Below are 25,210 nucleotides of genomic sequence, written 5' to 3' on the forward strand. Positions count from 1 at the left end.
AGGACACTATCGTCAAGGTGATTGTGAGCTTGATCAATCGATGCAACCAGTAACGCTCCTGGTCCCAGAACCTCATAAGTTGTTTCTCAATGTTCACCTGATCTCTTTGGTAGGGTGTTGGCCGGCATGCACCCAAGCAGTTAGCAACTTCAAGAACTGAATTGCCTCTATCCCAATAGACCTTCTCCAGCCCCAAGATTGTGAGTTTCATGACAAATGCCCCCGGAAATCTCCAGTGGCATTCGTTTTCCAAAAATAAGCAATTTTGAAAATCGTTCTGGCCACTCCCAAACTTAATCACTTAATTTCCAAATATTCTGACAAAATAAATTTCCATAAGTCTTTAGGAATTTTGCTGGGAGCCTCTTTGTCAAAAGTAGAACAGGTGTTGGCAGTAGATCCCACTTGAACATGCTTACGAAGCGACCTAGATCACTCTTACCGGAATGGCCTTTTTACGGACCTTTTCCCGTTGTGTCATGGTGCCTGTTTATTTGCTTCCTCACCCCCCTTAGTTAATGATACAAAAGAGAGTAAGTACAAAACAGTGTCGTTAGCAATAACTTTTGACGGTATTTTTGTCGGTATCCTTCATAAAAAACAAAAAGCTTCCCGTTTTATTACGGCGACATAAACCAACTGTTCGATTCCGTCCTTCTCAGCGAGATTTCATGACCAATACCACCCTGCGGGAACGGTTCGGGATCGAAGAAAAGAACAGTTCCATGGCTTCGTGAATTATAAGAGACACAGCTGATGTCGGCCTTATCCGATGCCATGACGACACCGTGGGCAGCAAGGCCAGAAAGTATCTGCCATGGTGGGCTTAATGCCACTGGCAAAATTGCTTGACTGTTGCTTGACTGAGAAGCAACCGGAAATTCGCAACTAGCTGTAATTTAACAACGATTCAACCTTTACATGTAGTAAATTGCTTGACTGCGCTGAAGAAGTGACACATCAAGCTGAAAATATTGAATGACCAGAACCCACCTGAAACGAAAACAAATGCCCGTCGAAAAAGAACTCAAAACCCGCCTCTCGGCCCTGAAGCGCAGCCGCCGATTCGTCCGCTGGGTCGAGTCAGCCGGGCTGGCCAGTGAGCTGCGCGATCTTCTGCAGCAGATCAAAGACCTTGTCGAGAATGCACAGACAGGCTGCACGCTGTTGGCCGATTTCTACACCACCGACCGCAGCGTCTTCGACCGTTGCGATGATTCAAGCGGTCATATTGGAGATGTCTACCGCTATGATGCCTGCGAACTGTTCGTCCGCTATGCGCAGCGTTGTACCGACAAGCCATGGGTCGCCAAACTGGTCCTCAAGACCAGCCAGAAGGATGATTACGGCGTACGCGATGCCCTGGTGGGTAACGCTGCCGAGTACCTGCCGGAAGCGCAGCTGCGCTGGCTGATCGACCAGTATCAATCACTGGCGAAAGAAGAAAAGGACGAGTTTCCGCGCCGTCACTGGCTGTACCAGGTCGAATCCCTGGCCCGCCAGCTCAAGGATGCGCCGCTGTTCGAACAGGCCCGCCGCGCCGCCTGGGGGGATGAACCCGGCATCGCCGCCTGTGTCGATATCGCCCGGGTCTATCTGGAATGCGGGGATGAGCAGACCGCCCTCAACTGGCTGGAACGGATTCCGGAAGGAGAAAGTTTTCAGCAGCAGGAGCGCGATGATCTGCTGCTCGACATCCACGGCCGGCAGGGGAACAAACAGCAGCAAGCCGAAGTTGCCCGGCGCAGTTTCAGCCGGCAGCGCAGCAGAGAGGGCTTCGAGCATTGGATTTCAATCGTCGGTGAGGATCAGCGTAACGAACTGCTCAACCAGGAGGTGCGGATCATCCTCGACTCACCTCTGCTTTCCCTGACCGATGCCAACTTTCTGACCGTCATGGAACAGTGGGACGCCGCCGAAAATTATCTGCAAACCCACGCAGAGCAACTGAACGGCGACCATTATCAGTTTCTCCTCCCGCTCGCGGAAACCTTCGAATCGCTGGCCCGGCCGCTGAGCGCCAGCCTGCTCTATCGCGCCCTGCTCGATTCCATCCTGAACCGCGCCCAAACCACAACCTACGGTCATGGAGCACGCTACCTGCGCAAACTCGATCTGCTGGCGAAGACTGTCAGCGACTGGCGCAACATCGAGCCGCACGCGGTCTATGTTGAACAGCTGCGCCGGCAGCACGGCCGCAAAACCAGTTTCTGGAGCCGTTATGGACGCTGAAAATGAATGGATGAACCATGGACACTGATGATTTTTCCGACAGGGCCTATGCCATCATTGTCCAGGCCGCCCGGGTGTCAGACACTCTGAAGGCGGAACTCGGCGCGATGAGCAGCCGATACAGTGACGAAGACGACTGGCTGCGCTGTCTACAGAAACATCTGCGCAGCATAAAGGCCCATCCCCAGGATTATGTGGATCTCAGGAGCCTCGATGAATTCGAAGGCGTCACCCCGGCAAAGATTCGGGAACTGGCATCCCACCTGCTCGACCAGATTCCGGAGATCCTGGCAATGCCGCTGGAGCAGAGGGGGCATCGGAAGTGGTAACGGGTCAGGATCAATTCCCTGACCGGAACTATGATGAGCAGGCACATCAAACCATGAAGGAGTTCGTTGCATGACAATCAAAGCCACCAAGGGAGCCTGCACCCTCTGCGGCAAAGAGTACACCCGTTCGGGTATGGCCAAACACCTGGCCTGCTGCCTCACGAAACAACCGACAGAATCCATTATGGATGATGAGCGTTTCAGTCTACACCTGCAGGTTACGACTCGCTATCCCTCTGGCTACTGGCTGCATCTGCAGATGGATGAGCGGGCGACCTTCAAGAAGCTGGATACGTTTTTGCGCAAGCTCTGGCTGGAATGCTGTGGCCACATGAGCCAGTTTTTCGTCGGGCGCCAGACTATCGGTATGCAGGGACGACTGGCCACGTTGCTAAGGCCGGGTGATGAAATAGATTACGACTACGACATGGGTGACACCACGGAGTTGCAGATCAAGGTTCTCGGGGCATATCAGGGCCTGGCCCCCAACAAAAAGTCGATAACCATTCTGGCCCGCAATCAGCCGCCAGAGATTCCCTGCGATGCCTGCGACCGGCATCCTGCTGTGAGTATCTGCCCCGAATGCAATTGGGAAGGTGAAGGCTGGCTCTGTCGGAAGTGTACAACTCGACACAGCTGTGGCGACGCCGCCGGTTATCTGCCAATCCCCAACTCGCCACGGGCCGGAGTCTGTGGGTACACCGGTGCATGAGCTCAGATATCTATCCAGACCTCAAACAAGCAGCTGGATAAAGTTTCGGGGTAGACCTTAATCCGACATTTCACACACATATGGAAAGAATCCGTACCATTTGACATCTCCCAGGGAAACGTCTATATTTCACCAAATAGTACGGAAGAAATCCGTACAGGAAAAAAGGAGGACTCACATGGCGACCGCACGTCTTGACATGAGACTTGATCTGGAAATCAAAGAAAAGGCAGAGAAGGCTTCTGCCCTGCTTGGAATGCGCAGTCTCACAGAATATGTCGTGCATCTCATGGATGAAGATGCCTCCAGAGTCATTGCAGAACATGAGAGCATGACTGTAAGCGACGATGTCTTTGATCGCTTCATGCACGCCTGCGAGAACGCGAAACAGCCCAACAAAGCCCTGCGCGAGGCCCTGATCTTCACCCGAAAGCAAGGCATCAAGTGAGCTGGGCAAAGGAATTCGTTGAACTTGACAAAAAAGCCCACGACCGCAGTTCATTCGACAGCGGCGAAGACGAGCTGAACGATTTCATCAAAACCAAAGCAGCAAAGCATATGGCGGCTGGAATCAGCAGAACGATGGTGCTACCAGCCGCCTCTCCTTTACCTGATGGCAAATACCCTATTTGCAGCTTTTATTCGATTTCTCCGAGCCAGATTGAAAGACAGACCCTCCCGGCAGCACTTGCCAAAAAACTTCCATTCTACCCTGTTCCGGTCTTTCTGATCGCCCAACTCGCTGTACATACAGAAATCAAAGGGCAAGGACTGGGCAAAATAACCCTGATTAAAGCACTGGAGCATCTCTGGAACGTTAACGCTCATATGAAAGCTTATGCAGTGGTTGTTGATTGCCTCAACCAGGCTGCCCAGGATTTTTACACAAAATTCGGGTTCGAGATCCTCTGCGACAACAACGGCAGGACCCGAATGTTTATGCCGCTGGGTACGGTGGGTCAGCTCTTCGAGGAAGAGTGAGATAAAGAGTAAGCCCTTGACTCCAGCCCCTCTGCACTTCGGCAAGGTTCGCTCTCTCCAGACTTTTGGTCACTGGAATCTACAATTCTTGATTTTTATGTGTTTTTTAGCATACTATGTCGACATATTGGCGACTTACTATGCAGAAAACTACAATCTATGGACATCATTTCCGCACTGCGAAAAACCATCCCCTGGGAAGAATTCGACTATCAAGCCCTGCTGCAGGCCCTGAAGGATTACGCCTGCCCGCGTGACAAGATCACCGACCTGCTCGCCAAAGGGGTGATCGTGCGGGTCAAGAAAGGGCTCTATATCTTTGGCGATGCCTACCGGACCCACCCCTACAGCCGGGAAATCCTCGCCAACCTGATCTACGGACCATCCTGCGTATCGCTGGAATATGCGTTGCATTACCGTGGACTGACGCCGGAAGGGTCGGCGGCTCTGACCTCGGTCACCACCAAGCGGGGCAAACAGTTCCAGACCCCGGTGGGCCTGTTTTTCTACCGGATGATCCCGGAAGCCGGTTTTCATATCGGCATGCAGCGGGTTGAGCTGGAGGATGGCCGTGCATTTCTGCTTGCCGGTCCGGAGAAAGCTCTAGCCGACAAGCTCCGCTGCGACCGCGGCCTGCAGCTTCGCTCCCGGCGGGGCTGCCTGGAATATCTGCTTGATTCGTTACGGATTGCCCCTGAAGACTTGAGCCGACTGGATCTCGACCTGCTTGAAAGACTGGCTGCAGCTGATGAATCGCCGCGCGTGCGGACACTGGTGGACAGCGTGCGTTATCTGAGAAGAGAGAGCGCCTGATCATGCAGAATGCCGTTGCCCAGATGCTGGCTCGCTACGACTGCCGCAGCAGCGATGATTACGTCCGGGCACTGCGTGAGATCCTGCAGAAGATCGCCCTGCTCGGCCTGTGGCGCAGCAAGTTTTTCGAAAAAGTGGCCTTCTACGGCGGGACCGCCCTGCGCATCCTCTACGGACTTGATCGCTTCTCCGAAAACCTCGACTTTTCCCTGCTGGAACCGCTGCCCGATTTTGACCTGGCAAGCTACAGCACAGCTCTGGAAAAGGAGCTCAAAGCCTTCGGCTTTGACGTCAGAGTGGAGCAGAAGAACAAGTCGGTCGCGACACCGGTCCAGTCAGCTTTTCTCAAGACGGATACGGTCAATCAGCTGCTGGTCATTCAGGCCGGCGCGGACATCGCCCGGCAGATCCCGCCCGGTCAGGTGATCCGCATCAAACTGGAAGTCGATACCGATCCACCGGGTGGTTTTGCCACCGAGAGCCGTTACCTGCTGCAACCGCTGCCGTTCAGTGTCCGCAGTTACACTCTGCCCGACCTGTTTGCGGGAAAAATGCACGCCCTGCTCTGCCGGCGCTGGAAGAACCGGGTCAAGGGGCGCGACTGGTACGATCTGGTCTGGTACTGCGCCCGCAATCCACAGCTGCACCTGGCGCATCTGGAACAGCGCATGCGCCAGAGCGGGCCCTGGACAGAAGACGCTCCCTTGGCGACAGAAGCGCTGGGCGAGTTTCTTCAGCAGGCCATCGACCAACTCGATGTCGATCAGGCCCGCAATGAAGTCCTGCCATTTGTCGGGGACCCGGCGGCTCTGGAGGTCTGGTCAAAAGAGTTCTTCGCCAACATCATGCAGCGCATCCAATGCCTGTAAGATCATGGAAATCAAGACACTGGGGTGTCAAAGGAAAAGATAAGGAAATGAACCGATGTCCGATCCCCTGAAAGTTCCCAAAACAATGCAGCCGATCTTTGCCGAGGTGAGCCAGCGCATCGAAGAATTCTGCGGCAAACATCTGAACGAGGAATATGCCCTCGTCTCCCGGGAGTTGGCCGCGACCCTCTGCCGCAAGCGCCCTTCGCCGCTGCTCAAGGGGAAACCCGAGCAGTGGGCCTGCGCCTGCGTTTACGTCATCGGCAGCACCAACTATCTGCACGACAAAACACAAGACCCTCACATGCCGCTGAAACAGCTCTGCGAACTGTTCGGCATCGGCAAAAGCACGGCGACGACCAAGGCAAAAAGCATCCAGGACGCCCTGAAGATCGGCCCCCTCGATCCGCGCTGGACTCTGCCGAGCAGACTGCACGACAACCCGCTGGTCTGGATGGTTCTGGTTGACGGTTTTATGGTCGATATCCGCAAGGCACCGCTGGAGCTTCAGGAAGAAGCCAACCGGCTGGGCCTGATTCCTTTTGTGCCGGGGAGATAAAAATGGCTGCGACAGGTCGTAACGAGCCCTGCCCCTGCGGCAGCGGGAAAAAATACAAGAAATGCTGCCTTCTGAAAGAGGACGAATTCGCATCCCGCCAGCGTGACAAACACAGCGCAGCCCCCCGCGCGCTGGCCTGGCTGTCTGCCAGATACCCAGAGGAGGTGGCGGAGGCGGTGCATTACGATTTTTTCGGTGACCCCGATGAGGAGGAGATGCAGGCCATCAACGCGTTGCAGCCACATCTTCAGGAGATGCTGCAGGTCAATATCGGCGAATGGACACTGGCCGATGCCCATCTGGAGATTGACGGCGAGCGCAAGCCGGTTCACGAACTGCTCCTCGGTCCCGGCGGGCCTCTGCTCCCAGCGGCCGGCAGGGACTGGCTGCGCCGGCTGAGCGAGAACATGCTGGGACTTTACGAGGTCCGCGAAAGCCGTCCGGGTGAGGGTTTACGCCTGCATGACCTGCTGCGCCCCGAGCAACCGGACACCTGGGTTGCCGAGCGCAGCGCTTCACAATCCCTGGTGCGCGGCGACATTTTCGGCGCGCGGCTGGTTGCACAGGATGAGGACTGGGCCCTTTCCGGGGCGGTCTATCCCTTCAGCCGCGACGACGGTCTGGCCTGCCGGGATGAAATTCTCTACGAGATGACGGGAACCGACTGGGCTTCCGAGACCGCCCGCGAGGTCATCGGTGGGAATATCGGCCTACACTGGCTGGATACCCTGATCACCCCGCTTCCACTGCCTGAACTTGTGGATGCTTCAAGCGGGGAACCGATTCTCGGCACCACCGACCGCTACCGGGTCAGCGATCCAGCGGCACTGGCTGCACTGCTGGCAGAACAGCCGGACGTCGACGGTGATGAAGATGAGGGCTGGGTGCGGATTGTCGAGCTGGACGATGGGCGTAACCGTATCCAGGCGTCACTGACTCTGACCAAAAATGATACTCTGGAGGTGTTCTGCCGCACCCGCAAGCTGGCCGATGAAAGTCGCGCCTGGCTGGAACGGATCGCCGGTCAGGCTCTGCGCCACCAGAGTCGCGAACTGGTCGATCCCCGATCCCCCAAAGCGTTGGAAGCCGCCGCACCGACGGCAGCTTCCGACATTCCGCCGGAAGTCATGACAACCATTGTGCATGACTATCTGCGCAAGCATTATTCCAACTGGGTCGACGAGAAGATTCCGGCGCTCGGCGACAAAACGCCGCGCCAGGCCATCCGCAACGCCAAGGGGCGCCAGGCCGTCATTGAGCTGCTGGAGTCCTACGAGCACCTCGAAGCACGCCGGGTCCGGGATCAGGGCGGCCAACCCTTTGATTTCTGCTTTCTGTGGGAACAGCTTGGCCTGCAGCGGAATCTCTGATGTAAGCGGGACTTTTGTGCTTAAGGGATAAAAGCTGTGTCTGACGCGCCAGAATGCCGCACGCGGTCTATGTCAAACAGCTGCGGCAAATACACGGCCGCAAAACCAGCTTCTGGAACCGTTATGTACGCACTAAGACAAGGTGAACCATGGACAAAGGACACGTTTCCGACCAGAAAAACCTGCTTGCATTATCCCAATTTGGGTTATATAGTTCCCATTATGGGAAACACTGACAGGAAAACCTTCAGCATCACCGATGCGCTGTTCACCAAAACACAGCAGCAGTTGCTGCGCCTTCTTTTCAGCCAGCCGGGAAAAAGCTTTTATTCGAAGGAGCTTGTCGATCTGGCAGAGATAGGTACCGGTACTGTCCTGCGAGAGTTGGAAAAACTCTCCAAGGCTGGCCTTGTGACGGTTAAAAAGATCGGGAACCAGAAGCATTACCAGGCAAACCCGGCATCGCCCGTTTTCGAGGAACTGAGAGGAATCGTCCGTAAAACCATTGGCCTTGCCGACCCGTTACGTCTGGCCTTGGAGCAATTCAGGGACAGAACCAGGGTAGCCTTCATCTACGGTTCTGTAGCAAAAGGCTCAGACACCGCTGCAAGTGACATCGATCTGATGTTGATTTCGGACCAGCTGACCTACCCGGATCTTCTGGTCAGCATTTCTGAACTGGAAACCCAGTTAGGAAGGCAGATCAACCCGACGATTTATGCGGTCGAAGAGTTCCGAAGCAAAATGACTTCTGAAAACAACTTTATTCTCCGTGTGAACAAGCAACCCAAAATTTTTCTGATCGGATCGGAAAATGACCTCCCAACAGTTTAAAAACCTGGTAGACATCGGGCAGATCAAACGGGAGCCGGGTGAACAGAAAGAGTTCGATGGTCTTCTCCAGTCAGGACGCACGCGACTCAAAGACTCCCGGATGGATGCCTTGTCATTGGAGAGCCGTTTCGACCTGGCCTACAATGCTGCACATGCATTGTCACTGGCCGCTCTGCGCTGGCATGGATATCGCTCGGAAAACCGCTATATCGTTTTTCAGTGTCTGCAGCACACCATAGGGGTCGGTCCTGAAGCCTGGCGGGTTCTGGCTCACTGCCACAACCTGCGCAACCGGGGAGAATACGAGGGGCTCCTCGAAGTCAATGAACGCCTTGTTGTGGATCTGATCCGGGCAGCAGAAGCAGTGCTTGCTTAAGTCGAAAAACTGGGGAACCTCGCCCCCTGAAATGAACTCGAAAAGCAGCAGAAGCATTCCTTTCCGGGGTAGATTCCGGGGTCAAACTGCTTTCATGACATTAATAAATCACTGCAGATCAAAGACTTGAACAATTTATTCGATTCCGGCCTTCGCCTCCGATTCGTCAGGGGCTTTTTCTTTGTCCACCACTGTCCAAGTAAGTCTAAAAAGGACCATAACCACTCAGAACTTAGCCCTTCACCCTTACGCTTTTTGATTCAGTTTTGCAGCGTCTAGTGCGATATACTCAAGCGACGACTAACTTCTGCAACCGACAGCCCGCCATCAACAACAAGGATCACAGCCTCCTGCTTAAATTCCTGCGCGTGGATTGTCATGGGATTCGTTCCAATGGATACCTCCTTGAGCCCGTAGTCTAACCAATTGGTGTCCACTTTTCCCAGCCTACCACAAGCTTGATAGCCTGCACGTTGTCAGACTGCGCCTGCCCCGCTCCTATTTCGACTGACAATCATCTAAATAGCACCGACAAGTGACTTGAAATCCTCGGTCTCGCACTGTAACATCGCAAGGTTAGTAACATAAATGACCAAGGGGATACGCTATGAAATTTGTCTTTTTTGTTTTGTTCACGACCAGCCTGTTTCTGCTCGGCACCTTCTCGGCGTTCGCCGAAACCCGTTATGTTTCTGATCAATTGGTGGTCACCGTGCGCAGCAACAAAACCAGCAACCATGAAATCCTGACAACGCTAATCACTGGAAGCCCGGTAGAAATTCTCGAGGAAGACCCAACCTACGTGAAGGTCAAAACCTCTAAAGGCATCACCGGCTATATCGAGAAACAGTATGTGACCAAGGCGATCCCCAAGAAGATTCAGATCGCCGAGTTAAAAAAACAGAACGAGGCACTTGAGCAAAAGCTTAAATCCCAGCAGATCCAATATCAGGATGCTGCCGGGCTGGCAACCTCGAGCCAAACCACCATCGAGGAACTCACCAGCGAACTAGAGCAGACCAATAAGAAGCTCGATAACGTCCAGAAAGAATATGCCAATCTGGAGCAGCGCGCTGAGAACGTTATTGCCTTGACGACCGAACGCGACCAACTGCTGAAAGAAAACGGCCAGATGAGCAGCGAGTTGAAGGTTCTTCAGGAAGAAAACAAAAGTTTCCACCGTTCCAACATGATCCAATGGTTCCTGGCAGGAGGTGGTGTGTTTTTTGGCGGCTGGCTGGTCGGCAAAGTCTCTAGAAAAAAACGCGGATACGGTCGTCTCGACTAAACCCACCGGCCTCCTGTCCATCTCAGGAGGCCTTTTCTTAACAAGCCTATTCCCCTCCGTCAAACAATTTTTAAAAAAAAATTCTAATCAATTCAAAACCAATGTTAATATACTTGATTTCAATATCTTATAAGCTATTTTTACATTCAAACATCTATTCACAAAAGGACTGCTATGCGGGAAAAACAGCAACAGGAGTTGCGCCAACTTCTGAGCGACAAAGCCCACAGCTCGCGCGACCTGATCCACGGCCTGAACGTCAGCCAACCAACCCTGTCGCGGCTGATCAACAGCATGAAAAACGAGATCGTGGTGATGGGTAAAGGGCGATCGACCTGTTACGGCCTGCCGCGCGCTATCCACGACAGCAACGGGCGGTTTCCGGTTTACAGTATCGACCCTCGTGGAGATGCCACGCTCTACGGCAACCTGACCGCGCTACAGGGCGGCCAGTATTGGTGGGAAGGCACTGATGGAAACGAAGAACTTTTCTCCGGGCAACCCTGGTTTCTCCTTGATCTGCAGTTGAGCGGCTTCGGAGCTCGTTCATTCGCCTACCGGCGTAGCGAGTTGCTAAAGCTACCGCGCAAACTTGCCGACTGGAGCGAAGACGACATGCTCTATGCGACTAGCAAATGCGGAGAAGATCGAATCGGCAACCTGCTGGTCGGCGAGGACTCGCTGTCCGGGTATTTCAAATGTGCGAGAGAGATGCCCCCGGCAATCGAGCTCGACAGCTGCAACTGGAAATACCCGCAACTGGCCCAGAAAACTCTGGCCGGAGAAATGAACAGCGCTCAGATCGGCGGCGAGCAACCGAAATTTTCCGCCTGTATCGACGACAAGGGAACACCATGCCACATGATTGTTAAATTTTCTCCCGCTGTCGACAGCAACGAGGCGCAGCGTTACTCAGATCTGCTGGTCTGTGAGCATCTCGCCTTGGAAGCGATCCGTCTCTCCGGCTTCAGCTCTGCTCGTTCCCGACTGATCATTGCCGGCTCTCAAGCGTTTCTTGCCCTCAAACGATTTGACCGCCGCGGAGCCCTCGGACGTTTGCCGATGATATCGCTACGCGCCCTGCATGCCCGCCTGCAGGCGCCCTACGACAACTGGATCGACGCCGCAATCCGTCTTGAGCAGGCAGACTTAATCAACAGGGAAGACTCGCGGAGGTTGCGTTGGTTTTCACTGTTCAGCGATCTGATCGGCAACACCAATCAGCATTTCGGTAATATCTCGCTGATCCCACACAAGAATAACAACTGCTACCTGTTGGCTCCTCTGTATGGTGCCCGACCCACCTTGTACGAACCGGTTGCTGGCGAAATTCCGATTCGTTTGTTTACCCCACCACCGGTCCGCAACGATGCCGCCGCCGAACTACCCAGCGCATTGGAAACCGCCATCCTGTTCTGGAAAAGCGCCGCCGTTGATGAGAGGATTTCAGCAGACTTCCGGCAGATCTGCTATGAGAACTGTGAACTTCTGAAGCTGTCTACCCATAGTCCACGACTGCTCGTCTAAAGAATGGACCGTCCTGTTGGCAACCGGAAAATTTCCGTTAGATTATTTCTACAAGTATTTTTCACCAGCCTCCAGTTCCAGCAACTAATCGACTCAATGCCGCTACTTCCGATCTTGCCGGAAAGCTACTCGCAAGTGCAAAGCTGCATTCAGGTTGATGATGTCAAAATCGAGAGAATGGGAAACATCATCAGTCACAATGTTGCTCTGTAGAGCGCCATGCTGCATTGGGCATATTCAGCCCTATTCGGTCAACGTGTCCGGGTCGATACCATCAAAAAAGCGTCGTCCTCGGTACCAGCATTGTCACCAATTCGGTCCTCTCCGAAACGATTTTCCGAACCATGACAAGCACAAGCTTGCCGATGAATAGCTTCGAACTGAAAAAATTCAATAACCTCTATCTTCATCGCCATCCTCGCCAGACTGCGGATAAAGACAACCCACCCAACTGATACCGACATGCCGGATCGGGCGTATATTTCCAGGCTGCAACACGATATGGGCAAGTTGGTCACCACCAAACACAACACTAAAAAGATTTCCGCATCCAGCAAATTGGCCCAGCAACAAAACCTGCCTCTACTAGGTGGAGCGGAAACGGCTGGAGACACCTCACTTGGAAGTAGGCAGCTTCCTTGCCGACTTGTTTGCTCTGCCACACTTTATCGTCGCGGCAATCGAATCAAATCAAGACCCGAAAGAAAACCAGATCAGCCTGCAAATCACTAACGTGGTCTATCTTGCCAACCAATTGAGTTACCGTTTTGGGTTCGACTGTAATGGAGAAAAAACGACCGGGAGACTAAGCAATACCTGTAAGAGAAGTTCCTTCTCAGCGAAAATGGGTTGCAGATCTTGCTGGTCAAAACCGAGGAGGATCTCGCTTCCCTCAGGCCATAGGAACAGCCGGCTCCTGTGCTTGAGGGGCCGGCTGTTCTACCCGCTCCCCCAGAGCCGCCTCCCTGCCGGTCAGAACTATTGTGAAGCATTAGACCATTTGCTAAATCGCGAAAAACAGAAATTAATTTAAAAATACCACCGCAGCAACAACCCTCCGCTATCTCCGGAACCGCCGAATTCACTGCGCACCTGCGGCAAGCCCGTAATTGGATCAAGCCCTTGTTTATCGCCCACCGTAAAGGCCCAGAACAGGTCGAGCTGAAAATTGTCCGACAGGGAAATCGCCATTTGAGGACGTATCAGGCTGGAATGATCCTGTAGATTGTGAAGCACCAAACCACTAGCGGTTACGAGTGGATGTAATTCATAGGCCGGGCCCAGCAACAGATAATGCCTTCCCAGCAGGAAACTCAGACCTTCCGCGGACGGGGCCGATGTAGCCACCAACGGATACTGCGCAGGATCGTTACTGCCAACGCCGTTATACAAGTATTCACCGATCAGTACCAAGCCGCCGGAAAAACGGTACCAGCCCTCCAATGCCGCAATCGCGAAGTCGCCGCGCCGGTCGCCCTGCAACGTGCCAACCTGTGTTCCTCGATACCAACTGACTTCCCCTTTAAGCCCTAGGAGCCCGACCTCTCCAGCCAGTCCGGCACCGAGCATCGGCCGATCACGCAAGCTGCCGGTCAGCAGCAGCAGATCAAGGTTGTTAAGGTTCTCACTGAAGGTAAACAGGTAGCTATTGTGCCGAGGCTGATCACCGAACACCAGCACCCCGCCAAGTTGCCCGCCTAGGCCGAAAAAACGGGTTATTTTGATGGCATCGACACCGGGACGGACATCGACATCAAGCGCATCGGGGGGGAAAGGTGCGATAACATCGAGGGGAGAAAACAGGCTGATGCGACCGAAACCGATCGCCTGGCGACCGATCGACCAATCGATTCCGTAGCGCTGCCCCCGCAGGTTCAAACGATCAAGACGCAGTTGCGATTCAAAACGCCCATCCCGATTCCAACTATGTTCACCTGCCTCAGCCTGGTTCGTCGAATCGCCCTGCAAACCGGCCAAACCTGGCGGATCGCTCCAGAGCAGCTGCTGTTCAACCGACAGCTCAAAAGCATAATCATCGGCAACCCGACCGGTCAAATCGAGCCGCAAACTTGTCGATGAGAACAACCCTTCAGCACTGCCGTCCGGTAAGCGGTCGAGGTAAAGGTTGAGAGTTTTCAGATGTCCGCCCAGCTCGGTAGCGGACAGCAACGCAGCAGAGGCGGAACAGGGGAACAGAATGCAAAACCACAGGACCAGAAACAAGGAAAGACGGTTCACCGATCCGACTCCAGACAACCGTCCCGCAGACTGACCACTCGCCGGGCATGCGAGATGACCAGTGGATCATGTGAACTGAAAACAAAGGTTACGCCCTGGGTTTCATTCAACCGCTGCATTAACGCCAGCAGATCTTCGCTGGTCTGCAGGTCGAGGCTGGCGGTCGGTTCGTCCGCCAGAATCACCGCTGGCTGAGCGGCCATCGCCCGCGCAATAGCGACCCGCTGCTGCTGACCTCCCGAAAGGTCGGACGGGTTACGATCCTCAAGCCCCTGTAGGCCGAGTTCAGCAAACAGCTCCACAATCCGTTGCCGCCGCTTCACCTTGTCGATGCCAAGCAGCATCAGGGTAAACTCGGCATTCTCTGCCGCAGTCAGTACCGGAATCAGGTTATAGGACTGAAAGATGAAACCGATTTTATTCAACCGCAGCTTGGCCAGTTGTTTCGCCTCCTCCTTGCCGACATTATGCCCATCAAGCCAGACCTCCCCTTCACTTGGCTGATCGAGACAACCGATCAGATTCAGCAACGTGGTTTTCCCACTGCCGGACGGACCGGCCAGCACAGTAAATTCGCCCGCTTTGATTTTAAGTGAGAGGTTTGCCACCGCCACCACCTGCTGATTGCCGAGCGGGTAGATTTTGCTGACAGACTTCAGTTCAATCAGAGACATGGATGACTTCTCCGAGTTCATTTAGTGATGCCGCAGCGCTTCGGCCGGCAGGATCCTGCCCGCTTTTATCGCCGGATAAATTGCCGCAACCAGCGACAGCAGCAACATGAAAAAAGCAATCTGCAACATATAGGGCCAGTCCCAGGAAGCCCGCATGATGGGGTCGAAAACCACGCCACCGAACTCGAGGTTCCCCTCCATAAAGTCGCGCAGGTCGATGCCGACTGCCTGCAGGTACCAGGTCAACAAGGAGCCGAAGACACTGCCCAGAACCATCGCCACCACGCCAAGCAGAAACGCCTCGGCAAACACCAGAATCCGCAACCGCAGCGCACTGGCCCCGACCGCCAGGATCACCCCGAACTCCTTGAAGCGCTCCATCACCGACATCAGCAGGGTGTTGATCACGCCGATAGTGACAATCAGCAGCAAAATGATAAAAATAAACTGCGAACTGGCATAATCGAGCTTGATCGCGTTCGACAGGTTCGGCATCGCTTCGGTCCAGGACAGGGCGCGTAATTGTGGACGATCTTTCAGCAGCCGCTGCAATTTCGGATAGACCGCCTGTTCAGCCTGCTGATCCCTCAAAACCACCGCCAATTCCTGAATCTCACCTGGAATCCCGGCCAATCTGGCGGCACGTTCGCGGCCGACCAGCAGCAGGGATTTGTCGATGTTTTTCATCCCGGTCGTGACCACCGAATGAACCCGGAACATCTCACTGACCAGTTCCCCATCGCGGCTCTGCAGGGTAACGACGAACTTGTTGCCCGGCTTAAGCTGCAACTCCTTCAGCAGCCGACTGCCAACCACCGCTTCCCGTCCCGAAAGCGACGGCAACTGTTCCAACGACATCCCTTTTAGAAACGGGTTGATCCTCTGTTCTGCCTGCGAATCGACCCCGGTCACAAGGACGCCGCGGCTTTCCCGCGTCGATTGGGCCAGTCCCGGCAAAAAAAGCCGCGGCAACACCGCTTCAACCCCGTCCAGCTGACCGATCTGTTCAACAAGCTGCTGCGGCGCGAAGGAGAACTTTTCATCCCGGCTGTCAACGTAGTCCCGCTGATAGACAACCAGGTGCCCGGTTCCGGCGCGCACCCCACTGTCGATCATCGCCGAATAGACCCCGAAGGAGAGGTTGTGCGAACCCTGCACCAGCATCAGACTGAAACTGACTGCTGCAAGGGTAATCAGGGTCCTTCGCCGACTGCGCCAGAGATTTTTCCAAGCGAGATTCAGCAGCTCCACGGCTACTCCTCCCGGATCGCCACCACCGGCTGCATGCGCGCGGCCCGATTGGCAGGAAGAAAACCGGCCAGCAGACAGACCAGCAGTAAAACCGCTGCCGGAACCAGTACGTTGGTCACCTCCAGCACCGCATGCAGACGCGGTAAGATGGTCCCACCGGCATAGGTGATCGGTGTCAGGCTGCCGGACAAATCGATGCCGACATAGGCCATATAGAGGCTGAGCAGAACCCCGAACACAACCCCGATCAGCAACGCGAGCAGCCCCATCGCCAGGGTTTCCAGCAACACCATCAGACGAACCTGTCCGGGGCGCATCCCGACCGCCATGAGCACACCGAATTCACGGGTCCGCTCCATCACCGACATGAAAAAGGTATTGAGAATACCGAGCCCGGTCGCGACGTAGAGGATGGAAACGATAATCAGTCGCGAAACGTCGTAGCTGGCCACCACCTCGCGCATTTCCGGCAACAGCTCTCCCCAATCGAGTACCTCCAGAGTGGTGGGCAACTTTTGCCGCAGCTGGGCAGCAAAAGCAGCTGCCTGCAGTGGGTGCTCGATCCGCACCGCAATTTCGTGCAAACGACCGGGCAGGACCAACAGTTGCTGCAACCAGGGCAAAGCCACCAGCACCAAGCCGTTGTCATGCCCTTGGTCTCCGGTGGCGAAGACCCCGCGCACAGTCAACAGATCGTTGCCGATCGAGCCGTCTGCGGCCTGGGTGACGAAAACCAGCTGATCCCCCGGTTTCACGGCCAGCCGTCGTGCCAGTCCGGCCCCGATCAGGGCACCTTCATGGTCGTCCGCCAGCAGATAGGAACCAGCCTGCAGGTGATCCTGCAGGCTGGTCACCTGCCGTTCCCGCTCCGGCTCGACGCCGAGCAGCTCGACCGGCGAACTCTTGTCCTGCCCGGAAAGCAATCCGAAGCTGCGCAGTCTGGGGGAGAAACCGAGTACCTGCGGCTGGAGTAACAGCAAAAAATCATCGCTGACGCTGAAATTGGCAAACATGTCCCGATCTTCCTGATAGCCTTTCGTGCTGATCTCCAGATGGCCGAAATACTGTTCAGTGGCCGAAGCGAGCATGTCTTTTAGCATCCCGGAAAATATCCCGAGGCAGAGGATCAGTAACGCGGAAGAAACCACCATCGCGGACAAGGTCAACAGGGTCCGACGCCGGTTGCGCCATATGTTGCGTATCGCCAATCGCCAAAGCATCAACGACTTCCCTTCAAGCGTCCGAGGGAGAAATAATCTTCAGTGAGATCGACATCGAATCGGACCTTCTTATAATGCATCAGGGTCATCTCCTCCGGCTTTTCCACCGGCAACACCTGCATCCGCAACGGAATTGTCCGCCCACTGACCGTCTGGACATCATCGAACAGGATCCGTCGTACCAGCACCGCCTCTTCGTCGTAATACTCGATATCGATCGGCACCAGCGGCTCTTTCTGCACCCGGTAGATGATTTTTCCCCAGATCACCGGCGCATCCGGCTTGGGAATCCCCTCGATGGTCCAGCTCTGCCCATCCTCTTGCAACAATCGAAAATCGTAGTCCTCATCGATATGATTCGCCTTGACTAGGTCATCGTTGGTGATATGGCTGCCCATCCAGGCGCCACCCATCATCGACGGGGGGATGCGGATCACCCGGTCGACTTTCGGCAGGTAATTCCAGACCTCGCGTTCAACTTTCAGGGTCGCCACCCCTTTTTCCTTAGCCGGGGCGAGGATGCGGATCAGAAATCGCTCCCGCCCTAGCGACCAGGATTCCATGGTCAGATGCCGCTCCCAGTGGCCTGTTTTAATCGTCATCTTCAATTCGACCTCGGAAGAGTCGCCGCTATACTGTTCCTCAACGGTTCGTATCAGTTCGTGCAACTCGAAACCGAAAACCGACGAACTGAAAAAAAAGCTGCCAATAAATAGAAGTTGAACCCATACACTGATACGCATCTGTTTTCCTGCTTCTCATCAAGGAGCGTTTCAGCTCTCGTTGGAGCCGCTATCAGCGGCAAACACAAAGCCGTTCTTTCCATCCCTTTTCGCCTTATACATGGCGTTATCCGCCCGCTTCAGAAGATCGCCGGCATCGCTATCCTGACCGTTGAACAGCGCCACGCCGATACTGCAGCTGATTTCAATCTGGATACCACTGACATTGAACGACCGCCGCAAGCTGGTTAGCAGATTTTCGCAGGCACTGTGAACCGCACTACAGTTCTCGATATTGTTCAGCAACAAGGCAAACTCGTCGCCACCGATTCTGGCCACGGTATCGGAAGCGCGGATGGCATCGAGCATCCTGGTCGCCACCTGCTGCAGTAAACGATCACCAACATCGTGGCCATAGTTATCGTTGACCGGTTTGAACTTATCGAGGTCAATGAACAGCAGGGCAAACTGCCCCCCCTGCCGCCGTACCTGAGCCATCGCCACCTGCAAACGGTCCATCAGCAACGTCCGGTTCGGCAAACCAGTCAAATGATCGTGACTCGCCATCCGGCGCACCCGCTCCTCCATCGATTTACGCTCGGTCACATCGCGCACGATCAGGGTGTAAAGCCGCTGCCCTCCGGCTGTCCCTCGCGAGATGCTTAGCTCGGTGGGGAAAACCTCACCACTTTTCCGCTGGCCCTGGACATCGAGGGTTTTCGGTTTCGACCAAGGCGAGTTGACGTCCGCCAGCTGTTTAAGCGTCAAGGGAATTTCTTCGTCAGCAAACTGCAAAAAACAGGTAATCGGCATATTCAACGCTTCCTCGGCCGAACAGCCGAAGGTCTGTTCGGCGCCGACGCTCCAGAACAGCACCCGTTCCGAGGTATCCACAGAAATAACCGCATCGACAGAAGAATTGGCCATGGCGCGAAAATGTTCTTCCCGTTCCTCAAGGTCGATCTCAACTTTCTCTGCCCGCCGCAACGTCCGAAACGACATCACCAAAGCCGTCAATACCGTCAGGCTGACGACAACCTGAATCAGCAAAAAATTGATCAGGCGGCTTTGCCAATCGTGAAACACCGAAGCGACGGTCGTGCCAACCGTGATGATCAACGGCAGATCATCCAGTTTACGATAAGCAACGATCCTCCGGATCGCGTCGATCGATTGAGACTCTTCGATAATCCCCACCGGGCTTTTGGGCAGATAAACTCTAAACAGCGGCAGATCGGCAAAAGAATGTGCGCGTAAATTGCTTCCGGCCGGATCGCGGGCCAGCAACATCCCCTGCTGGTTGAAAACCTCAACCGCGCTGTTACTACCCAGGTCGAGATTCGGATGGAAATCGAGAAAGGAATCGGCATAGAGAAAAAAAACCGTCAGCAGGTCGCGCCCCTGATAGTTGAACTGCCGGGTAAAAGCGATTTGCTGGCGGCCGTCGCTGCCGAAGTACAGCTTGTCAGCGATCTGCAGTTGCGTTGGTTCGCCGGCAAGCGCCGTCAAAGCATCGGCGCTGACGGCAACGTCTAGTTGCGCACCGTTCAGAGAGAAAAGAATCTCTCCACTGGCGACATCCAACACCGCCAAGGTAGCCAACTCAGGAGAGCGCCGAAACCATTCTGCGACCGTAACGAGCAGTTCGTCAGCTGAATAATGCGAGAAATGCTGGGTGATTTCCTGCAACAGAATATCAATCACCTGCACCAGATGTCGGGCATGTTCTTCCATCCCGACCGCCAGTGTAAGCAGGTAGGTATGGCACTCCTGCTCGATGGTTCTATGATCACGTGTAAAGGAAAAAAAGAAATAGCCCCAGGACAGCACCAGCAGAGCCAGCAGCAGAACACAAATATTCCTCCGTACAAGTGATAAAGGCCTGATGGACATACCTACACCCCTTTGCGGCATATATTTTATAAGAATAACAAAGAAGTGAAGCGGATGCTGAAAGAAGGAAAAGTTCGAGGCGACAGCCCCCTTGCCTCTCTTTCCCTCCCTGTGCTATCTATAGCTGACAACTTAGGTTGCCTTTTGCCGATGAGATAAAAAGATGAACATTGAACAGATGAAAACCGTCCTCAAGGAGATCCTCACCAATACCGACCTGACTCCCTGCGTAGTCGGGCACCGGGGAGTAGGAAAAACCGCCGGCATTATCCAGGTCTGCCGGGAGATTGAGAGAAGCTATATCCCGTTACGGCTCGGCCAGATGGAAGTCGGCGATCTGGTCGGCATTCCCTACCGGGAAGCGGAAGTGATGCACTGGTCGCGCCCGAGCTGGTGGCCGGATGCGACAGCAGCACCAACCGTTATTCATTGTGATGAACTGAACCGGGCGCAGCAGGAAGACACGCTACAGGCTATTTTCCAGTTCGTCGAACCACCCGCCGAGGGGCAACAGCGTTCTCTGCACACTCACCAGTTGGCGCCGCAGCATCGCGTAGTTGTCGCCATCAACCCGCCGGACGGCAGCTATCAGGTCACCCCCCTCGACCGGGCGCTGCTCGACCGGATGGTGGTCCTGCAAGTCGAGACTGATGCTGAGTGCTGGGCGCAGCACGCCCATAAAGAAAACTACGACAGCGACGTCCGCCAGTTTATCACCGGCAACCAGCAGCTGCTCTCCAGTGGCAACCAGAGCTTCGACATGCAGGTCGAACCCTCGGAACGTGCCTGGGAGATGATCAGCACCCTGCGCCGCTATTGCCGCTTTCCGCAAGAACTGGAGATGGAAGTATACAGCGGTGTCATCGGCCGGGAAGCAGCCGTCTGCTTTCTGCAGTGGTGTGCGGAACAACGTCTGCGCCCGCTGACCGCAGAAGAGATCCTGGACAGCTGGACGGCAATATCTGAACAGGCCCGAAATCAGCGGGATGATGTCCAGGCCGCCAGCATGGGAGATCTGGTGGCGCGCCTGCAGAACAACAGCGATTTAAGTGAACCGCAGCAGGATGCACTTATCGCCTATATCGACGTGCTGCCACGCGATATGCGCTTCGGCCTGGTCAAGTCGCTGCTGCGCAACCCGCCGGTCGCAGCAATCCTCTGTCAGGACAAATACGACGACGTCATCCTCGAAACCATCCAGCGGATCAGTCAGGATGTCGCCTGACCGGCCGCTGCAGGATGCCATTGTCAGGCTTCTGAAACGCCGCCCCTTTTACGGCCAGTTGCTGCTCCAGTTTCGCCGCCGGCAACAGATCGGCTCCAGAGCAGTTGCGGTCACCATCGCCGACACCACCCCGACCTTGATCGTCGATCCGAGCCGCTTTGCACTCTTTTCCGCCGACGAGCAGGAAGCCCTGCTCGAACACCTGCTCAAACATATCCTGCATCTGCACCCCTGCCGCCGCAAACAACGCAATCCGCGGCATTGGGACCTGGCCTGCGACTTGGCAATCAATCCCTCGATCCAAAACCTGCCTTTAGAAGCGATACTGCCGCAACGCTTCAGGCTGGCCGAAGGCTTGTCGGCAGAAGAATACTATCACCTGGTGCAGCAACTGCCGCAGCTCGGCAACCAGCATGCGGACGGTCTTGGCGATCAGGAACGACACAAGAACGCCGAAAAAAAAACTGCCGAGAGGGAAAACACGCAGAGTAACCGGCAACAGCCAACCACGATCGATGACCATCAGTTCTGGCAGGAAGCGGACCGCACGCCGGTTGCCCTTTCGGAACAGGTTGTGCGGCAGCTGGTGCGGAACGCAGCAAAAAAAGCGTACAATGAAATTCCGGGTGACCTGAGAGAGCTGCTCAACACCTATCTGGCACCACCCACGATTCCCTGGCAACAGATTCTGCGCCAGTTTGTCGGCAGCGCCGGGCGGGTCGGTCGTACCTCGACCTGGAAACGCAGCCACCGGCGTTTTGGCCACAACACCCCAGGATTACGGAAACAGCAACTGCTTAATCTAGTGGTCGGAATCGATGTCAGCGACTCGACTGACACCCAGCCGCTACGCGAAGCATTTGCCCGCGAGCTGTTGCAGATTGCTCACGGTCGGCAGAGCCGCATCTCGGTGCTGTATGCCGGCAGCAGAATTCAGAAAATTGATAGATTCACCGGCAATCCGCAAGTTGCCGAAGTTTACCGGGGCGGTGGGTTCACCGATCTGCGCCCGGTTTTCGCTTACGCCCGAAAGATGCAACCACGCCCAGCAGCCATTATTTACCTGACCGACGGTTACGGCCCGGCGCCGGAACAATCCGACATACCAACCCTCTGGGTTCTGTCCCCTGACGGGAAAAAGCCGGTCGACTGGGGTCTGGAATTGAGATTAGAAGATTTAGAGGAACAAATATGAGCACTGATCAACCGATGACAGAGGAAAATCTGCAAGTACTGCTTGAAGATGCTGGCGCAAAAACCATGAGTCGTTCTGGTCGGAACGAACATTACGGGTCCCCCCGTGAATACTCCTTTGAAGTGCGCGGCGTATTCCCCAACCAGCTGGCGTTGCAGATTACCGCCCGACAGTACAACTACCGTGACCCGTGGGAAACCAGCGGCCGCGTTAACGACTTTGTCGACGTTGCCTTGCTGAGAAATAACCAATACTGCGAACTGCCGAAAGGATACCCCTTTTTTCAAAATCGGGATACCGAAGAGGAAGTCGATTTCAGGCGGCTGCAGGAAATTATCGTAGCGGTTAAAAACATCAACCCCAAGCTCTTTACATTACAGGAGTTGACCGGAGACCTTTGAACCGCATCGAGATAAGACCTTAAATAAACAAAGCAACATTAATATTGACTAACTGATCTTCTTATTAAATAATCTCCTAGTCAACCAGGGAGAAAATTGATTTTTTCTCATCGTTGCTACAGCAACGATTTTTTGTGTGTTAGACTCTTCAAAGACAATAAAGAGATGTATATTCACAAGGCAGCTGGACGAGTTAGGGATGACGCAACGAAAGAATCCACTCATTCTCACTATCGATGATGAAGAAAATATTCGTGACAGCTTCCGACTGTTTTTGGAAGATTTCGAGTATGATGTCATTGAAGCCTCGAATGGTCGTGAGGGGATTCAGAAAATCAAGCAGGATAGACCAGACTTGGTACTCTGCGACCTGCGCATGCCCGATATCGACGGACTTGAGGTCCTGCAATTTATCAAGGATCAGGGGCAGGAAATCCCTATCATTGTTGTCTCTGGAACCGGTATCATCGGCGACGCTATCGAAGCGATCCGCCGCGGAGCCTGGAACTATCTGCTGAAACCTATTCAGGATATGTCTGTCCTGCTTCACGCCATCAGTCAGGCACTTGAGCGCTCCCGGTTGCTGTCAGAAAACAAGGCCTACCAAGAACATCTTGAAGAAGAGGTCAGCCGCCGAACTGAAGCCCTGCAAAAGACGATGCAGGAGCTTAATCAGTCTCACCAGAAAGTGAAAGACAACGAAGAGAAATACAGACTGATCTTTGAAAACCTACAGGACGTTTACTTTGAATTTCTGCTTGACGGCACCATCTATGAAATCAGCCCGTCAATTTCGCTTTTCTCCCTTTATCAGCGCGAAAAGATACTCGGCGAAAATATAAGTACGATCTTTCCCAGTACCCAAAAACGTGAACGCCTAATGTCCATGTTGCGCCGCGAAGGGAGTGTAACCGATTACGAAATATATTTGCAGGACAGCGACGGAACCCTGATCCCATGTTCGCTGAACGCTCGCTATCAGGAAACTGCTGGAAAGAACCCGGATAAAATTTGCGGTACAATGCGCGATATCACTGAGCGAAAGCAGGCCGAGGCCCGGATTGAATACCTGGCCTATTTCGACGCATTGACCGAACTACCGAACCGTCGCCTGTTGCTAGACCGCCTTGAACAGAATATTTCCCGCGCCCGCCGCCACGGGCATTACGGGGCAATGCTGTTCCTCGACCTCGACCGGTTTAAGAACATCAATGATTCACTCGGCCATCCAATCGGTGATGCGTTGCTGAAAGAAGTTTCCAAGCGACTGACAATCGACCTGAGAACTGAAGACACGGTGTCTCGTCTCGGTGGCGACGAATTCGTCCTGCTGCTGTCCGACCTAGGCACTGACCCGGTTAACGCCGCGGCAATTGCCCAGCAGAAGGCAGAAAACATTCAGGAGCGCCTGGCCCAGAAGTATCAAATTTCCGAGCATGTTTTGCATGTCACCCCGAGTATCGGTGTGGCCATGTTCCCCTCTGGAGAAGGTGGTACCGAAAGCGGTAACGACATCCTCCGCTATGCGGATACAGCCATGTACCGCGCAAAGGACGATGGCCGAGACACCATCCGCTTCTTCCTGCCTAGCATGCAATCTGCCGCCGACGAGCGATTGGCGATCGAAAAAGAGTTACGTTATGCAATGGAAAAGAATGAGCTGTCTCTCTTCTTCCAACCGCAAGTCGAACAGTCGGGGGCAATTATAGGCGCGGAAACCCTGCTCCGCTGGCGACATCCGGAAAAGGGGTTTATCTCCCCGACAATCTTCATCCCTGTCGCTGAAGCGACCGGATTAATCCTGCCGATCGGTCATTGGGTCCTGAAAACAGCCTGCAAATATCTGAAAAAATGGACTGATGACGGCCTGCCGGTCAAGCATCTGGCGGTTAATGTCAGTCCACGCCAGTTCCGGCACCCCGACTTCGTTCATCAGGTCCATGCCATTTTCGAGGAAACCGGAGCCGACCCGTCTCTGCTCGGCCTCGAACTGACGGAAGGAATGGTGATCGATAATGTTGTCGATACCATTGAAAAGATGCAGGCCCTCAAGCAGCTTGGCATCGAATTGTCGATCGACGATTTCGGCACTGGGTACTCTTCGCTGGCCTATCTGAAGCAGATGCCGCTCGACATCCTCAAAATAGACCAATCGTTCGTCCGCGACATAGCCTCCGACGCCAACGATGCGGCGATTGTCGACACTATTATTTCCATGGCCGCTCACTTGGAACTGAAGGTTATCGCCGAGGGGGTTGAGACAGAGTTTGAGCTTACCTTTTTGGCTGGCAAAGGTTGTAAAATGTTTCAGGGCTATCACTTCAGCCGACCTGTCCCGGACGCTGAATTTACCAAGCAACTGCAAAAGGGAAAAGTATTCTAGTCCCCGAGGCACTCATAACCGCTCTTCCACTCTCTAGGCAAATTCCGGTTTTTTCCTTCACGCCCGGCTTGAAAATAGCTATCATTGCCACCAATCTACTTTCTAATTAGTGAAAAAG

The 25,210-nt window shown here is 54.4% G+C and carries 25 protein-coding genes; 17 read left to right on the forward strand and 8 right to left on the reverse strand.

Annotated features, from left to right (window positions below):
* On the reverse strand, positions 1-211 hold a 211-nt coding region (locus Q7J88_RS01455; protein ID WP_303720370.1), incomplete at its 3' end, for a hypothetical protein.
* Positions 212-1,008: 797 nt separating this feature from the next.
* On the opposite strand from Q7J88_RS01455, the gene Q7J88_RS01460 reads away from it, so the two are divergent.
* The 13 genes from Q7J88_RS01460 (at position 1,009) to Q7J88_RS01520 (ending at position 11,890) form a co-directional block, all read left to right on the forward strand.
* Positions 1,009-2,232, forward strand: coding sequence for a DUF6880 family protein (locus Q7J88_RS01460; protein ID WP_303720371.1), 1,224 nt, complete (start codon positions 1,009-1,011; stop codon positions 2,230-2,232).
* Between the two features lie 17 nt (positions 2,233-2,249).
* Entirely contained in the window at positions 2,250-2,561 is a 312-nt protein-coding gene (locus Q7J88_RS01465; protein ID WP_303720372.1) for a hypothetical protein, read from the forward strand.
* 70 nt (positions 2,562-2,631) lie between these two features.
* Positions 2,632-3,273: a hypothetical protein gene (locus tag Q7J88_RS01470; RefSeq protein ID WP_303720373.1), complete on the forward strand. Its 642-nt coding sequence runs from the start codon at positions 2,632-2,634 to the stop codon at positions 3,271-3,273.
* Between the two features lie 178 nt (positions 3,274-3,451).
* Positions 3,452-3,721, forward strand: coding sequence for a DUF1778 domain-containing protein (locus Q7J88_RS01475; RefSeq protein ID WP_303720374.1), 270 nt, complete (start codon positions 3,452-3,454; stop codon positions 3,719-3,721).
* Positions 3,718-4,254 (forward strand): GNAT family N-acetyltransferase, encoded by a 537-nt coding sequence (locus tag Q7J88_RS01480; protein ID WP_303720375.1) that lies wholly within the window; start codon positions 3,718-3,720, stop codon positions 4,252-4,254. Before Q7J88_RS01475 ends, Q7J88_RS01480 begins: the two co-directional genes overlap by 4 nt.
* Positions 4,255-4,413: 159 nt before the next feature.
* Positions 4,414-5,067: a hypothetical protein gene (locus tag Q7J88_RS01485; protein ID WP_303720376.1), complete on the forward strand. Its 654-nt coding sequence runs from the start codon at positions 4,414-4,416 to the stop codon at positions 5,065-5,067.
* 2 nt (positions 5,068-5,069) lie between these two features.
* Positions 5,070-5,936, forward strand: coding sequence for a nucleotidyl transferase AbiEii/AbiGii toxin family protein (locus Q7J88_RS01490; RefSeq protein WP_303720377.1), 867 nt, complete (start codon positions 5,070-5,072; stop codon positions 5,934-5,936).
* Positions 5,937-5,991: 55 nt separating this feature from the next.
* The gene (locus Q7J88_RS01495; RefSeq protein ID WP_303720378.1) at positions 5,992-6,495 is read left to right on the forward strand and encodes a DUF6398 domain-containing protein; all 504 of its coding nucleotides are present in this window, start codon (positions 5,992-5,994) and stop codon (positions 6,493-6,495) included.
* 2 nt (positions 6,496-6,497) lie between these two features.
* The gene (locus Q7J88_RS01500) at positions 6,498-7,865 is read left to right on the forward strand and encodes a YecA family protein (protein WP_303720379.1); all 1,368 of its coding nucleotides are present in this window, start codon (positions 6,498-6,500) and stop codon (positions 7,863-7,865) included.
* 123 nt (positions 7,866-7,988) lie between these two features.
* Positions 7,989-8,699, forward strand: coding sequence for a nucleotidyltransferase domain-containing protein (locus Q7J88_RS01505; RefSeq protein WP_303720380.1), 711 nt, complete (start codon positions 7,989-7,991; stop codon positions 8,697-8,699).
* A complete protein-coding gene (locus tag Q7J88_RS01510; RefSeq protein ID WP_303720381.1) occupies positions 8,680-9,075 on the forward strand; it encodes a hypothetical protein in 396 nt (131 codons plus the stop codon). Before Q7J88_RS01505 ends, Q7J88_RS01510 begins: the two co-directional genes overlap by 20 nt.
* A gap of 607 nt (positions 9,076-9,682) precedes the next feature.
* A complete protein-coding gene (locus tag Q7J88_RS01515) occupies positions 9,683-10,363 on the forward strand; it encodes a TIGR04211 family SH3 domain-containing protein (RefSeq protein WP_303720382.1) in 681 nt (226 codons plus the stop codon).
* Between the two features lie 174 nt (positions 10,364-10,537).
* Entirely contained in the window at positions 10,538-11,890 is a 1,353-nt protein-coding gene (locus Q7J88_RS01520; RefSeq protein ID WP_303720383.1) for a HipA domain-containing protein, read from the forward strand.
* 251 nt (positions 11,891-12,141) lie between these two features.
* Here Q7J88_RS01520 and Q7J88_RS01525 read toward each other — a convergent pair whose 3' ends face one another.
* From Q7J88_RS01525 to Q7J88_RS01555, 7 genes are all read right to left on the reverse strand, one after another.
* The gene (locus Q7J88_RS01525) at positions 12,142-12,354 is read right to left on the reverse strand and encodes a hypothetical protein (protein WP_303720384.1); all 213 of its coding nucleotides are present in this window, start codon (positions 12,352-12,354) and stop codon (positions 12,142-12,144) included.
* Between the two features lie 565 nt (positions 12,355-12,919).
* Entirely contained in the window at positions 12,920-14,128 is a 1,209-nt protein-coding gene (locus tag Q7J88_RS01530; RefSeq protein ID WP_303720385.1) for a hypothetical protein, read from the reverse strand.
* The gene (locus Q7J88_RS01535) at positions 14,125-14,802 is read right to left on the reverse strand and encodes an ABC transporter ATP-binding protein (protein ID WP_303720386.1); all 678 of its coding nucleotides are present in this window, start codon (positions 14,800-14,802) and stop codon (positions 14,125-14,127) included. Before Q7J88_RS01535 ends, Q7J88_RS01530 begins: the two co-directional genes overlap by 4 nt.
* Positions 14,803-14,823: 21 nt before the next feature.
* The gene (locus Q7J88_RS01540) at positions 14,824-16,053 is read right to left on the reverse strand and encodes an ABC transporter permease (protein WP_303720387.1); all 1,230 of its coding nucleotides are present in this window, start codon (positions 16,051-16,053) and stop codon (positions 14,824-14,826) included.
* A 2-nt stretch (positions 16,054-16,055) separates the two neighbouring features.
* Positions 16,056-17,273 (reverse strand): FtsX-like permease family protein, encoded by a 1,218-nt coding sequence (locus Q7J88_RS01545; protein ID WP_303720388.1) that lies wholly within the window; start codon positions 17,271-17,273, stop codon positions 16,056-16,058.
* On the reverse strand, positions 17,273-18,016 hold the full coding sequence (locus Q7J88_RS01550; RefSeq protein WP_303720389.1) for an outer membrane lipoprotein-sorting protein: 744 nt from the start codon (positions 18,014-18,016) through the stop codon (positions 17,273-17,275). Before Q7J88_RS01550 ends, Q7J88_RS01545 begins: the two co-directional genes overlap by 1 nt.
* A gap of 30 nt (positions 18,017-18,046) precedes the next feature.
* Positions 18,047-19,888 (reverse strand): diguanylate cyclase, encoded by a 1,842-nt coding sequence (locus tag Q7J88_RS01555; RefSeq protein ID WP_303720390.1) that lies wholly within the window; start codon positions 19,886-19,888, stop codon positions 18,047-18,049.
* A gap of 163 nt (positions 19,889-20,051) precedes the next feature.
* Here Q7J88_RS01555 and Q7J88_RS01560 point away from each other — a divergent pair, with 163 nt between their 5' ends.
* The 4 genes from Q7J88_RS01560 to Q7J88_RS01575 all read left to right on the forward strand — a co-directional run bounded on the left by Q7J88_RS01560 (position 20,052) and on the right by Q7J88_RS01575 (position 25,092).
* Positions 20,052-21,113 carry a hypothetical protein gene (locus Q7J88_RS01560; RefSeq protein WP_303720391.1) on the forward strand — a complete coding sequence of 354 codons (1,062 nt, stop codon included), beginning with the start codon at positions 20,052-20,054 and terminating at the stop codon, positions 21,111-21,113.
* Positions 21,103-22,308, forward strand: a complete 1,206-nt coding sequence (locus tag Q7J88_RS01565) for a VWA-like domain-containing protein (RefSeq protein ID WP_303720392.1) — start codon at positions 21,103-21,105, stop codon at positions 22,306-22,308. The genes Q7J88_RS01560 and Q7J88_RS01565 overlap by 11 nt, the downstream gene beginning before the upstream one ends.
* A complete protein-coding gene (locus Q7J88_RS01570; protein WP_303720393.1) occupies positions 22,305-22,709 on the forward strand; it encodes a hypothetical protein in 405 nt (134 codons plus the stop codon). The genes Q7J88_RS01565 and Q7J88_RS01570 overlap by 4 nt, the downstream gene beginning before the upstream one ends.
* Positions 22,710-22,908: 199 nt before the next feature.
* Positions 22,909-25,092: an EAL domain-containing protein gene (locus Q7J88_RS01575; protein WP_303720394.1), complete on the forward strand. Its 2,184-nt coding sequence runs from the start codon at positions 22,909-22,911 to the stop codon at positions 25,090-25,092.
* Positions 25,093-25,210 lie beyond the last annotated feature (118 nt).

It is taken from the genome of Malonomonas rubra (assembly GCF_003247215.1).
GTDB classification, from domain to species: domain Bacteria; phylum Desulfobacterota; class Desulfuromonadia; order Desulfuromonadales; family Geopsychrobacteraceae; genus Malonomonas; species Malonomonas rubra_A.